The organism is Streptomyces sp. NPDC059695, from assembly GCF_042733785.1.
Lineage (GTDB): Bacteria > Actinomycetota > Actinomycetes > Streptomycetales > Streptomycetaceae > Streptomyces.
In genome coordinates this window covers 53169-66051 of the sequence record NZ_JBHWFF010000001.1, presented here as the reverse complement: position 1 = coordinate 66051, position 12883 = coordinate 53169, and the positions used below count along the sequence as shown (strand labels likewise).

Here is a 12883-nt window from a genome sequence, read left to right as displayed (position 1 = left end):
ACGGGGCCGACCCGTCGAGGCGTTCGGGTTTCGTAAGGTGTCGGACCGGCCACGGCATCCCGTCGGGAGGTGTCATGGACGTCATGACCTCCCGCCCGCCCGAGCCGCGCAGGACCGCCCTGCCGCCGCTCCGCCCACCCGCCTTCACCGGACGCCTGCACGACGCGCGCACCGCGACGGTCGTCGGACGGTGGCTCGGCGTCGCCTTCGCCGTCTGCTTCGTGACCGGGCTCGTCAGCCACTACCTCCAACGGCCGCCGGACTGGCTCGCCGACGCCCTGCCGGCCCGGCCGGTGTGGGGATACCGGCTCACCCAGGGCCTCCACGTGGCCACCGGCCTCGCGGCGATCGTGCTGCTCCTGGTGAAGCTGTGGACGGTGTACCCGAGACTGTTCGTCTGGCCTCCCGTCCGGTCCGCACGGCACGCGCTGGAGCGCCTGTCCGTCGGGCTCCTCGTCGCCGCCGCCGTCTTCGAGGTCCTGACGGGTCTGCTCAACATCGCCGAGTGGTACCCGTGGCCGTTCTCGTTCGTGCCCGTGCACTTCGCGGTCGCCTGGGTGGCGACCGGTTCGATCCTGCTGCACATCGCGGTCAAGTCCCCCGAGATCGCGGCCCACTGGGGACGGCGCTCGGAGGGGACGCGCGCGCTGCCCGCGGAGGACGCCGTCGACCGCAGGTCGCTGCTCCTCGGCACCGGCGCTGCGGTCGGAGCGGTGACCCTGACGACCGTCGGGCAGACGTTCACCCCGCTGAAGGCCTTCGACCTCCTCGCACCCCGCCACCCCGACCACGGCCCGCAGGGCCTCCCCGTGAACAGGACGGCCGCCGCCGCCGGCGTCTCCGCGCGGACGCTCGGGGCCTGGCGACTGGAGGTGGCGGGCCCCCGTCCGTACGCGCTCACCCTCGACGCCCTGCGCGCGATGCGGCAGACCGCGGTCCGCCTGCCCATCGCGTGCGTCGAGGGCTGGAGCGTCGACGCGGGCTGGGGCGGGGTACAAATGCGGGACCTGGTCGAGCGGGCCGGAGGACGGCCGGGCCGGGACGCCGTACGGGTGACCTCGCTGGAGGTGAGCGGCTCCTACCGGGTGATGGAGATGGGCGCGGAGTACGCGGAGGACCCCCTGACGCTGCTCGCCCTCACCCTCAACGGACAGTCCCTCTCGCTCGACCACGGCTTCCCGGCCCGGATCATCGCCCCCAACCGGCCGGGGGTGCTGCAGACCAAGTGGGTGCACCGACTGGAGGTCCTGTGAGGGCGACGGACGCCTTGCGCCACGGGGTCGGTGCCCTCGGCGTCGCCTCGATCGGCCTCGGGCTGTGGCTGGTGGCGGCGGGGTCGGACCCGCTGGGCGTGCTGGTGTGGCTCACCGGAGCGCTCGTCCTCCACGACGGGATCATCGCGCCGCTGGTACTGGCCGTCGGCCTGCTGATCGCCGGACGCCGCCTCCGGGGACCACTGCGCCGGGCTCTGCTCGTCTCGGGGAGCCTGGTCCTGATCACGCTGCCGCTCCTGCTGCGCCCGGGAGCGCCGCCGAACCCCTCCGCGCTTCCCCTGCCGTACACGCGGAATCTGGTGATCGTCCTGGTGGCGGTGGCTGCGGTCACCGCGGGGGGAGTCCTCGTACGGCGAAGGCGACGGCGGCGGGTGGACACCTCCTGAGTGCGGCGGGGAGCGGGCCGATGCCGCCCCCCCCCGCGGCCGCCGCTGAACTCGCTACACGCCGACCCCCGCCGAAGCCCGCTGCGCGGCCCGCGCGAACTCCAGCATCCCCTCCTCGAAGGCGACCTCCGGGCGCCAGCCCAGGTCTCGCCGCAGCCGGGCGGAGTCGGCCGTGATGTGCCGTACGTCGCCCAGCCGGAACGCGCCGGTCACCACCGGCTGCGGGCCGCCGCTCGCCGACGCCAGGGCCGTGGCCATCTCACCGACGGTGCGCGGGTCCCCGGTGCCGGTGTTGTACGCGGTGAGGGCTCCGGCCGGCAGGTCGCCGGCGGCCTCCAGCACGAGCACGTTGGCGGCCGCCACGTCCCGCACGTGGACGAAGTCCCGCCGCTGCCCACCGTCCTCGAAGACGCGGGGCGCCGCGCCGCGGGCGAGCGCCGACCGGAAGAGGGACGCCACCCCCGCGTACGGCGTGTCCCGGGGCATCCCCGGCCCGTACACGTTGTGGTAGCGCAGCGAGACCGCGGTGCCGCCGACCGCACGGGCCCAGGCCGCGGACAGGTGCTCCTGCGCGAGCTTCGTCGTGGCGTACACGTTGCGGGGGTCCAGGGGCGCGCCCTCGCCGACCAGGCCGGGCGCGAGGGGGGAGCCGCACGTGGGGCAGCGCGGTTCGAAGCGGCCCGCGGCGAGGTCCTCGGGGCGGCGCGGCCCGGGGCGGACGAGGCCGTGGCGGGGGCACTCGTACCGGCCCTCCCCGTACACGACCATCGACCCGGCGAGGACGAGCCGCCGGACTCCCGTCTCGGCCATGGCCGCGAGGAGCACGGCCGTTCCGAGGTCGTTGCAGCTCACGTAGTCCGGGGCGTCGGCGAAGTCCTTGCCGAGGCCGACCATCGCGGCCTGGTGGCAGACGGCGTCGACCCCGCGCAGCGCCGCCCGCACGGCGGCCGCGTCCCGGACGTCCGAGTGCAGGAACTCCGCCGCCGGCGGCTCGGGTGCCGTGGGGTGCGCGCCGGGGAGCAGCGCATCCAGGACCACGGGCTCGTGGCCCGCCCGGCGGAGTGACGACACGATCTGCGAGCCGATGAAGCCGGCTCCTCCAGTGACGAGTACACGCATGGGTGCGACGCTACGGACCGGATCCGCACCGAGGAGGCTTCCGCGCCGGGCCGTAAGACTTCCGTCATCCCGCCGGGGGACGGCGTCGGGCGGAGGCGCGTACGGGTTGAGTCTCCGGTAGGGGGAGACGCGATGCTGGGGGCATGAACGGCGAGACGCTCCATTCGATCGGGGATCTGGCCCGGCGTACGGGTCTGACGGTGAAGGCCATCCGGTTCTACGCGGACACGGGCATCGTGCCGCCGACCGACCGCACCCCTTCCGGATACCGCCGGTACGGCTCCGACGCCGTCGCGCGCCTCGAACTCGTCCGCACCCTGCGGGAGCTCGGAGTCGATCTGGCCACGATCCGCAGGGTCATGGACCGGGAGGTCTCGCTGACCGACGTGGCGGCGACGCACGCCGAGGCACTGGACGTGCAGATCCGCGTCCTGCGGCGGCGCCGCGCCGTGCTGACGGCGGTGGCCCGGCGCGGTTCGACACCCAAGGAGATGGAACTCATGCACCAGCTCGCCCGCCAGTCGGCGGCCGAACGGCAGTGTCTGGTCGACGACTTCCTCGACGCGGTCTTCGACGGCCTGCGGGACCACCCCGTCCTCGCGGCGGTCACCCGCTCGCTGACACCCGAACTCCCCGACGACCCCGAGCCCGAGCAGATCGAGGCGTGGACGGAACTGGCCGAGCTCTTCCAGGACGAGGACTTCCGCTCCGCGTTGCACGGCATGGCGCGGGATCTGACGACCGACCGGGCACCCGACGGCACCATGGGCCTGGCCAGGATCCTGGCGGACGTCGTCCGGGCGCAGGTGACACGCGCCGTCGAGGCCGGCGTCGAGCCGGAGTCGGCCGGGGCGGAGCCGATCGTGACGGCGCTCGCGCGGCAGTACGCGCGCGTCCTCGGACAGCGGGCGGCGCCCCCGGACCCCGAGCTCTACCGACGCCTCGCCGCCCGACTGGAGCGGATGAACGATCCGCGCCGAGACCGGTACCTGTCGTCGCTGGCCGTCGTCAACGGCTGGCCGGCCCCGGAGAGTCTGGAGCCGGTGCTCACCTGGACCGCCGCGGCGCTCCGCGGCCGGATCCCGGAGCGGTGAACGACTCCCCGAGGAACGGGGCCTGGTTCCCCGGGAGGCCCGGTGTGTAGCGTCCCCCCATGACCGACGAGATCACGGCCAGGCTGGGCCGGGAGTTCTACACGTTCGACGGCCGGATCCTCGAGGTCTTCGGCAGTCATCCGCGTCGCTTCCACGTCCGGAACACGGACCTGCGGGTCACGGGCCCCGACCGGAAGGGGAGAAGGACCGTGGTGATCGTCACCGGACCGCCCGAAGCTCCGGCGACGGAGCACACCTGGCACCACTCGGCGGAGGAGTGGCAGCGGGCGCAGGGCTGGGAAGCCCTGCTCGAAGCGGTGAGGGCGGCGATCGGGTCGGCGCGGGACGCCGGGCGCGCGGACGGGGAGCCGGGGTCCTGAGGACCGGACGGCGCATCCGAGCACGGAGCGCCGCTCACCCCCGGCCCTGAGGAGCTCAAGGCCGGGGGTGAGCGGCAGCTCTTCCACGGCTCCCCGAGCTGCGGGACGGATCCGAGGGGATGCCGCGCGGTCCGCCGCCCGCCCGAGCCGGCACGGGCCCGGAGGTCGCCTCCCTGGCGGGGGCGGCCTCCGGGCCCGGTTCTCACGCCTCGGCGTTCCCGCTCACCCGCTCGACCGGCACCCACAGCTGGGAGTCCGTCTCCGCGCCGATCTCGACCGGCTGCGTCCGCAGCAGCTCGGGGCCCGGCCGGCTCGCGTACGGGTTCGAGGGGAACCACTGCGTGAACACGTCCCGCCACAGCTCCTGGAGGGCGCTCGGATACGGCCCGTGGTTGTCGAACACGGCCCAGGTCCCGGCCGGCACGTCGAGGGCGTCGAGCTCCTCGGCGGTCGCCCCGGGCCCGGTCGCCACGCCGATCCAGTAGTCCACCTCGGTGCCCTCCTCCCGGCTGTCGGTCAGGTGCACCGCCGCCGACAGGACCCCCTTCGGCTCCCCGTCGGCCAGCTCCTTCATCCGTACGATCGTCTCCATGTCCAGACTCTGGACGTGCGCGGCGGCCGCCGCGTTGACCCCTTCGTGCACGAGAGGCACGCGGGCCTTCCTGCCGACGACCCGGAACGCTTCCTTCTCGACGATCCGGTACCGCATGGTCGTACTCCCTTCGACGACGACACGGAAGGACATGCGCGGCTGCGCCGTGAGCGTCGCACCCGTGCGCCGGGCCTCGCCGGGCCCGATGCCGTGCACCGACCGGAACGCCCGGGCGAACGCCTCGCCGGAGCCGTATCCGTACCGCACGGCCACGTCGAGCAGCGTCCGCTCCCCGCCCAGCACCTCGGCCCCGGCGAGCGTCATGCGCCGGCGCCGTACGTACACCGAGAGCGGCATGCCGGCGAGCGCCGAGAACAGGCGCCGGAAGTGGTACTCCGACGTCATGGCGATCCGGGCGACCTCGGCGACGTCGACCTCCCGGTCGGCCTCCGCTTCGAGGTGGCGCTCGATGTGTTCGAGTGCCTGGTTGAGCTGCTCAAGCACGGCCGCTCGTCCTTCCTTCTGACGTCTCCACCATAGGAACGACCACCCTTCCGGCACCCGACGATCCGTGCCCGGAACGATCGGGTGGCCGAGGGCGCCGCGCCGGCCGGCCTCAGACCACCGAGAGCAGGTCCACCACGAAGACGAGCGTCGAGCCCGCCGGGATCAGCGGTGAGGGGGACTGCTTGCCGTAGCCGAGGCGCGGCGGAACGATGATCTCGCGCCGCCCGCCGACCTTCATCCCCCGGATGCCCCGGTCCCAGCCCTTGATGACCCTGCCGCCACCCACGGCGAACTTGAACGGCGTTCCCCGGTCCCAGGAGGCGTCGAACTCCTTCCCGGAGGCGAAGGTGACCCCGACGTAGTGCACCTGGACGACGCGGCCGGGCTTCGCCTCCGGGCCGTCGCCGACCACGAGGTCCCGGATCGTCAGCTCGGTGGGAGCGTCACCCTCCGGAAGGCCGATCTCGGGCTTCGTCAGTTCACTCATGGCTGCCTCATCAGGTCTCCGCCGGAGGTCCTCGTACGGACCGGCCGGCCGCGTGGTCGCTCCACGCGGTGGACGATCACGCTACCGAGAACGCGGATCCCCGGAACGCGGCACCCCGGCAGCGGGCCTCGGGCGGTGACGGGCGGCGCCCCCCTCGCGGCACGGAGCCGCCCGTCACCCGCGGTGTCACCTCAGGTGACGGGTGAAGAACTGGTCCGCGGCGTCGCTCGCGTAGTGCGGGACGCCGGTGTGCCCGCCCATGTTGGCGTGGAGGGTCTTCTCCTCGGAGCCCAGGGCGTCGAACAGGTCCAGGGACGCCTGCCGGTCGTTGCCCCGGTCGTCCCACTGCAGCAGGACGTGGAGGGGGATGGTGACCTTGCGGGCCTCCTCGAACACGGCGCGGGGCACGAAACTCCCGGCGAACAGGACGGCGGCGGAGACGCGGGGCTCGACCACCGCGAGCCGGACGCCGATGGAGATCACTCCGCCCGAGTACCCGACGGGGCCGCCGATCTCGGGCAAGGACAGCAGGGCGTCGAGGGCGGCCCGCCATTCGGGGACGGCCCGGTCGACGAGCGGGAGGACGAGGGCGTCGATGATCTCGTCGGTGACGGGTTCGCCCGCCTCGACGGCCCGGCGGAGGTCGGCGCGGGCCCGGTCGACGGCGGGCAGCCGGGGCCGGTCACCGCTTCCGGGAAGCTCGATGGTGGCGGCGGCGAAGCCCTGTGCCGCAGCGTGCCGGGCCCGGTCCAGGAGCCGCGGGTACATGGCGCTCAGCCCGAGGGGAGGGTGTCCCAGCAGGATCAGAGGTGCCGGTGCGGAGGTGGACGCGGACGCGGGGGTCCAGAGGATGCCGGGGATGTCGCCGAGGGTGAACGCGCGCTCGCGGATGTCGTCGTCGAGGCGCTGTTCGGAAGTGACATGCATGGTCGTGCCTTTCGGAGTGCACAGTGACGGCGCTCCCGGACGACGACCTATCGCCCGACCGTGACCCCGGAGGAGAGCACCCACGTCGATACGTTCACGGGTACCACCTCCTTGTTCTCTCGCACGGCCACGGGCAACGTAGCAGCGGCCGCCACGGTCCGGCAAACGGGTTTCGGCCACCCCCGAGGGCGGCATCGGGGCGGGCCCGCCCCGTCATCCCGCCGATCCGCTCGTCCCCCTCGCCTCCCGGAGCGGCGTGCGGTGCAGGGTGACGAGGAGGCGCCAGACGCGGTGTGCGATCTCGGGCGGGGTGGCGTCGATGAGGCCGTGCAGCCAGTCGGCGAGCACTCCCGCGAACGTCGCCGCCACGGCCGAGGCGACCAGGTCGGGCTCCGGGGCGCCCGCCAGCGCGCGCTCGGACCGGCTCCGGGCCCGCAGGTCCTGGTGGAGCACGAGGCCGAGGGGGCCGCTGCCGCCCGGGCGCAGCAGCTCGCGGTAGAGCGAGGTGTGCGGGGCGATGTCCTCGAAGAACGCCAGCAGGGCCGCGGGAGGTGCCTCGGGGTCGGGTGCGCCCCGCCACGCGTGCAGGGCGTCCACGGCTTCGCGGACGATGTCCGCGCAGGCGTCGACGGCGAGGGCCTCCAGGTCGGCGTAGTGCAGGTAGAACGTGGCGCGCCCGACCCCCGCCCGGCGTACGAGCGCGGCGACGGTCACGTCCGCCAGCGGGCGCTGGGCGCATTCCTCCAGGAGCGCCCGGCCGAGCTTGGCCCTGGTGCGCGCCGTGCGGGGATCGGCGGGGGCGGCGGTCATCGGGCGATCAGGACGGCGGCGAGCGCGAGGGCGCCGGGCGCCGCCTGGGCCGCGAGGATGCGCCGGTTCGTGGTGAGTCCGCCGTAGAGACCGGCGACGACCACGCACACGAGGAAGAAGATCTGGGCCCCGGACCCCGTGGGGTCGTCCGCGACCAGCCCCCAGACGAGTCCCGCGGCCAGGAATCCGTTGTAGAGGCCCTGGTTCGCGGCCAGGGGCGCGGTGGCCCTGGCCATGGCGGCGTCGAAGCCCGAGAGCCTGCGGCCGGGTGCCCGCTGCCACAGGAACATCTCCAGGACCAGGAAGTAGGCGTGCAGGGCGGCTACGAGCCCGACCAGGACGTGTGCGGTGGATTCCATGAGAACGCGGACCTCTCGATGTGATGGACAGATGTCCATGATACCCGGACATCTGTCCATCATCCTCATCGACGGCCACGCCGGCCCCGTCGGGGGCTGTTCCCATGGGCCGACCGCGCTTCCGGGTCGTCGATGAGCCGAACAAGCCCTCTTCCAAGCCGAGTTGACGCGTGAGAGGGCTTGACGAGAGGTCCGGTGGCTCCATAACTTCACACCTTGATAAAAGCCTTGCCGTCGTTTTGTGGCGCGCGCGGGCCGGACCCGGTTCGACCGGGCCGTCCCTGCCGGGCCCGAGCGTCCCCCACCGAAAGGCATGTCAGGTGCTGAGCCGTTCCTGGTCGTACGCGCGACGCGGGCGGTCGCGTCCCCGCCGTCTCGCCGCTCTCGTGTCCGGTGCCCTGCTCGCGAGCGGTCTCGTCGTGACCGGCCCAGGCGTCGCGCAGGCCGCCGGCGAGCGGGTGGACGTCTGGCTGACGACCACCTCCGACGCCGGAGGCCGCACCGTGACGCGGGGCCTCGCCCCGCAGACGCCGGTCGCCTTCGGCCCCGCCGGCGGCGGCGCGAGCCGCACCATCACCGTCGACGAGTCCGTCACCTACCAGCAGTTCGAGGGCGCCGGAGCGTCCCTCACCGACACGACCGCCCATCTCCTGCGCGGCGGGGCCGTCAGCGCCGCCACCCGCGACGAGGTCATGCGCAAGCTGTTCTCGCCGACCGACGGCATCGGCCTCTCCTTCGTCCGCAACCCGATCGGGGCGTCCGACCTCTCCCGGCCCGGCAACGTCTCCCTCGACGACACCTGCTGCGACCTCGCCGACTTCGGCACCAACGGCTACGACACGAACGTGCGGCTGCTGACCGCCCAGGCCAAGCAGCTCAACCCCGCGCTCCGGGTGAAGGCGGTGCCGTGGAGCGCCCCGGGATGGATGAAGGACAACGGCCGGATGGACCAGATGGGCTGGCTGAAGTGGGAGTACTACCCGCTCTACGCCCAGTACCTCGTCAAGTACATCCAGAGCTACCAGGCCGCCGGGGTCAAGGTCGACTACCTCTCCGTCCAGAACGAGCCCAACTGCTGCCAGGCCGCCAACCCCACCGCCATGAACTACCCGGGCATGAGCTGGAACCCCTCCGGTCTGGTCGAGTTCACCAAGAACCACGTCTACCCGGCCTTCCGCGCCGCCGGCATCACCACCAAGGTCCTCGTGCACGACTGGAACTACGGCGACTACGCGAACTTCGGCGCGGCCGTCCTGGGCGACAGCGGAGTACGGAACGACCCCCTCTTCGGCGGCATCGCCTGGCACGGCTACGCCGGAGACCCGGCCGTCGGCAGTCAGGTCCACGACCAGTACCCGACCGTGCGGCAGTTCAGCACGGAGCACTCCGGCGGCACCTGGATCACGAACCAGCACGACGAGGACCTGAAGGACCTCGTCGGCTACGCCCGGAACTGGAGCGGCAGCCTGGTGAAGTGGAGCCTGGCGCTCAACCAGGACATGGGCCCGCACAACGGCGGCTGTGGCACCTGCACCGGGCTGATCACCGTCCAGGAGGGCGGCGCGCGCGCCGGGCAGGTCGACTACACGATCGAGTACTACACGACCGGCCACCTCACCAAGTTCGTCCGGCCCGGCGCGTACCGGATCGCCTCCACCGACGACTCCACCGTCCCGAACGTCGCCTGGCGCAACCCGGACGGATCGAAGGCGCTCATCGCCCACAACGGCGGCTCCTCCGCCCGGTCCCTCCGCGTCGACTGGGGCGGCCAGTCCTTCACGTACACCCTGCCCGCCCGGACCACCGCCACCTTCACCTGGTCCGGTACGGCCACGGGCGCGCCGAGCGGACCGCTGACCGGCCTCGCCGGGAAGTGCCTCGACGTCGCCGGAGCGGCCACCGCCGACGGCACCCCCGTCCAGCTCCACACCTGCAACGGAACCGCGGCCCAGCGCTGGACGCTCGCCGCCGACGGCACCGTCCGGGCCCTGGGCAAGTGCCTCGACGTCACGGGAGCCGGAACCGCCGACGGCACCAGGGCTCAGCTCTACACCTGCAACGGGACCGGTGCGCAGCGCTGGTCGTACCACCCCACGGCACACGACGTCGTGAACACAGCCGCCGACAAGTGCCTGGACATCACCGGCAACTCCTCGGCCGACGGCACCCGCGCCCAGATCTGGACGTGCACGGGCGCCGCCAACCAGAAGTGGACCCACCAGCCCTCCTGAGCCGGCGGGCCGGCCGGGGCGGTCGTCCCCCGCCAGGGACGGCCGCCCCGGCTACGCGACCGGACGCGGTCCCACCGTCGGCAGGAACCGGGGTGCGCGCCAGGCCCTGAGCCGCTGCTCGACCGCCGCTCCCAGCGACAGCAGTGCGGCGTCCTGACGGTCGCCGGACATCAGGAGCAGACCCACCGGCAGCTCGCCGACGGAACCGGCGGGTACGGACAGGGAGGGGTACCCGGCGACCGCCGCCGGCGTGGAGGAGGGGATCACGTCGTTGTCGCCCCGCGCGCAGTCGGTCGTCCACGCGGGCGGGTTCGCCGGGGAGGCGATGGCGTCCAGGCCGTACGCGGCCATGGTCTCGTCGATGGACCGCCGGGACAGGTCCTTCAGCTCGGCTCGCGCGGCCCGGTGGCGCGGGTCCGTGGTCGGCGGCGCGGCCAGGGCCTGCTCGAACAGCTCCTGCCCGCCGAAGCAGGTCCGCTCGGCCGGATGCGTACGGTTGAACTCGATCAGCGCGGCGAGGTCACGAGGCCCCTCGCGCGAGGCGAGGTAGGCGTCGATGTCCCGGTGGAACTCGCTGAGCAGGGCCGGGAACTCGAGCTCGGCGAGCCGGTCCTGGTACGGCGGTGTCACCTCGACGACCCGGGCCCCGGCGGCCCGCAGCCGCGCCGCGGTCCGGGTCATCAGGGCGTCCACGTCGGCGCCGAGCGAGGGGAGCCGCCACAGGCCGATCCGTTTGCCGCGCAGGGCACCGCCACGCGTGACCGCCTCCGTACGGCCGAAGGCGTCGCCGGATCCCGCACCCCCGTGACCGCTGAGCACCGCGAGGGTGATCGCGGTGTCGACGACATTGCGCGCCATGGGACCCGCCGTGTCCTGCTCGGAGGAGATGGGGACGACCCCGGACCGGCTGACCAGTCCGAGGCTGGGTTTGTGACCCACGACCCCGTTCATCCCGGCCGGACAGACGATCGAGCCGTCCGTCTCGGTGCCGATCGCCACCTGCGCCAGGGACGCGGCGACGGCGGCGGCCGATCCCGAGGACGAGCCGCACGGATTGCGGTCCAGGACGTACGGGTTGTGCGTCTGTCCGCCCACCGCCGACCAGCCCGACGTCGGCCTGGCCGCACGGAAGTTGGCCCATTCGGACATGTTGGTCTTGCCGAGGATCACCGCTCCGGCCGCACGCAGCCTCCCGACCAGTTCCGCGTCCGTGTCCGGCGGGCTTCCCGCCAGCGCGAGCGACCCGGCCGTCGTCGGCATGTCGCGGGTGTTCACGTTGTCCTTCAGCAGGACGGGAATGCCGTCGAGCGGGCCGCGGACCTTCCCGCGGCGATGTCTGAGGTCACTGGCGGCCGCCTGGCTGAGCGCCGTGGGGCTGACGCGCAGCACCGCGTCGATCTTCGGATCGACCGCCTCGATCCGCCGCAGGTACGCCGATGTCAGCTCGGACGCGGTCAGGGACCCGCGGCTCATGTGCTCCTGTAACTCGGGGATCGTGACCGTGTCCAGGTTCACGCCGCGTACGCGTACGGAGTCAACGGGGGACGGGGACGCCCCGGCGCGCGACGCGACGGCCTGCGCGGGCGGCCCCGGCACGCCCGCCGCCAGAAGGGGCGCCACGGCCAGAGCCGTGGCCAGTGCCCACACGCTTCTCTTCTTCATGGGGGACAGACCACTGCAGCCGGACCGTGCGCGCAAGAGCGTCGCGGCCGGGCGGGGGAGGTGGCGACGTGGTGCCGCGATCGCGTTCCGCTTCTTTCACGCCACCGGGCCCGACCGGTCGCGTCGTCACGGCGGGCGGCCGGACGCGTCCGTGTCCCCTGGGAGAAGAATCGTTGCCCCATGCATCGATGTGCGTACGCGCGTGCGAGGCGAGTGGAGCTGGTGGTACGCGAGATGGGGGTGATGCGGGTCGAAGTCCCCTCTCGGAGACCGATTTCGTCCTTAATGGGCTGCTCTGCCCGTGGAAGGGTGGACACCGATATCCGGGCGGCCCGTCGTGGAATCGGGACGCCTTCCGCTTGCAGGAAGCAGAGGGGATCCATCATGTCCGCGCGCACGACCCTGGCGCTCATGACCGCCGCAGCCGCCCTGATCGCAGGACCCGTCCTGTCCGCCCACGCCTCGACCGCGCCGACCGGCCGGCAGGCCGAGTACGCCGGGCAGGCCGCCGCCGCCGGACTCTCCGAGAAGCAGACGGCGGAGCTCCAGCGCCAGGTCGACTCGTTCCTCGCACGGGATCCGCAGGCCCGCCAGATCTCCGCGAACCGGCTCGCCACCGCCGGCGGCACCGTCACCCTCGCCGTGCCCGGCCGCTCCGAAACCCGCGACCTGGCCTCGCCCGAGACGGCCCTGGCCTGCGGGGACGGTCATCTGTGCATCACGGACGGACGCGGCCGGAACTACGACTTCTACCGCTGCGGCTCCTACGACTTCGACGGCATCGGCGACGGCACCTTCAACAACAACCAGACCCCCGGCACGCGAGCCCGCTTCTACAACTCCGACGGCAGCGAACGCTGGTCGAACGTGGCCAAGTCCACGGGCACCGCGAGCTGGACCCCCGTCTTCCACATCCGCCCCTGCTGACCGATCGCCCCTGTCCCGGGGGGGGGGCCGCCCCCCCCCGCGCGCGGGGGGGGGGGGCGCGGCGCGGGGCCGGGGGGGGGGGGGGGGGGGGGGTGCGGGGTGGGGGCGGCGGGGCGCCCCGCGGGCGG

At 73.3% G+C, this 12883-nt stretch carries 13 protein-coding genes; 6 read left to right on the top strand and 7 right to left on the bottom strand.

Annotation, left to right across the window (positions count from 1 at the left end):
* Positions 1–74 precede the first annotated feature (74 nt).
* Both ACFV2S_RS00285 and ACFV2S_RS00280 read left to right on the top strand, forming a co-directional pair.
* Entirely contained in the window at positions 75–1253 is a 1179-nt protein-coding gene (locus ACFV2S_RS00285) for a molybdopterin-dependent oxidoreductase (protein WP_385552562.1), read from the top strand.
* Positions 1250–1660 (top strand): hypothetical protein, encoded by a 411-nt coding sequence (locus tag ACFV2S_RS00280; RefSeq protein ID WP_385552559.1) that lies wholly within the window; start codon positions 1250–1252, stop codon positions 1658–1660. Before ACFV2S_RS00285 ends, ACFV2S_RS00280 begins: the two co-directional genes overlap by 4 nt.
* 54 nt (positions 1661–1714) lie before the next feature.
* On the opposite strand, the gene ACFV2S_RS00275 is transcribed toward ACFV2S_RS00280, so the two are convergent.
* Positions 1715–2779, bottom strand: a complete 1065-nt coding sequence (locus ACFV2S_RS00275) for an NAD-dependent epimerase/dehydratase family protein (RefSeq protein ID WP_385552556.1) — start codon at positions 2777–2779, stop codon at positions 1715–1717.
* A gap of 143 nt (positions 2780–2922) precedes the next feature.
* On the opposite strand from ACFV2S_RS00275, the gene ACFV2S_RS00270 reads away from it, so the two are divergent.
* Positions 2923–3873: a MerR family transcriptional regulator gene (locus tag ACFV2S_RS00270; protein ID WP_385552553.1), complete on the top strand. Its 951-nt coding sequence runs from the start codon at positions 2923–2925 to the stop codon at positions 3871–3873.
* A gap of 59 nt (positions 3874–3932) precedes the next feature.
* Positions 3933–4253, top strand: a complete 321-nt coding sequence (locus ACFV2S_RS00265) for a hypothetical protein (RefSeq protein ID WP_385552550.1) — start codon at positions 3933–3935, stop codon at positions 4251–4253.
* Positions 4254–4455: 202 nt separating this feature from the next.
* Here ACFV2S_RS00265 and ACFV2S_RS00260 read toward each other — a convergent pair whose 3' ends face one another.
* The 5 genes from ACFV2S_RS00260 to ACFV2S_RS00240 form a co-directional block, all read right to left on the bottom strand.
* Positions 4456–5349: a GyrI-like domain-containing protein gene (locus tag ACFV2S_RS00260; RefSeq protein ID WP_385552547.1), complete on the bottom strand. Its 894-nt coding sequence runs from the start codon at positions 5347–5349 to the stop codon at positions 4456–4458.
* A 112-nt stretch (positions 5350–5461) separates the two neighbouring features.
* A complete protein-coding gene (locus ACFV2S_RS00255) occupies positions 5462–5839 on the bottom strand; it encodes an FKBP-type peptidyl-prolyl cis-trans isomerase (protein WP_385552544.1) in 378 nt (125 codons plus the stop codon).
* A 186-nt stretch (positions 5840–6025) separates the two neighbouring features.
* Positions 6026–6766 (bottom strand): alpha/beta hydrolase, encoded by a 741-nt coding sequence (locus ACFV2S_RS00250; RefSeq protein WP_385552541.1) that lies wholly within the window; start codon positions 6764–6766, stop codon positions 6026–6028.
* Positions 6767–6979: 213 nt separating this feature from the next.
* On the bottom strand, positions 6980–7576 hold the full coding sequence (locus ACFV2S_RS00245) for a TetR/AcrR family transcriptional regulator (protein ID WP_385552538.1): 597 nt from the start codon (positions 7574–7576) through the stop codon (positions 6980–6982).
* On the bottom strand, positions 7573–7935 hold the full coding sequence (locus ACFV2S_RS00240; protein WP_385552534.1) for a DUF1304 domain-containing protein: 363 nt from the start codon (positions 7933–7935) through the stop codon (positions 7573–7575). Before ACFV2S_RS00240 ends, ACFV2S_RS00245 begins: the two co-directional genes overlap by 4 nt.
* Before the next feature lie 320 nt (positions 7936–8255).
* On the opposite strand from ACFV2S_RS00240, the gene ACFV2S_RS00235 reads away from it, so the two are divergent.
* Positions 8256–10166, top strand: coding sequence for a ricin-type beta-trefoil lectin domain protein (locus ACFV2S_RS00235; protein ID WP_385552531.1), 1911 nt, complete (start codon positions 8256–8258; stop codon positions 10164–10166).
* Between the two features lie 51 nt (positions 10167–10217).
* Here the strand turns inward: ACFV2S_RS00235 and ACFV2S_RS00230 are convergent, their stop codons facing one another.
* A complete protein-coding gene (locus ACFV2S_RS00230; protein ID WP_385552528.1) occupies positions 10218–11828 on the bottom strand; it encodes an amidase in 1611 nt (536 codons plus the stop codon).
* A 384-nt stretch (positions 11829–12212) separates the two neighbouring features.
* On the opposite strand from ACFV2S_RS00230, the gene ACFV2S_RS00225 reads away from it, so the two are divergent.
* Positions 12213–12755 (top strand): hypothetical protein, encoded by a 543-nt coding sequence (locus ACFV2S_RS00225; RefSeq protein ID WP_385552525.1) that lies wholly within the window; start codon positions 12213–12215, stop codon positions 12753–12755.
* Positions 12756–12883: the final 128 nt, after the last annotated feature.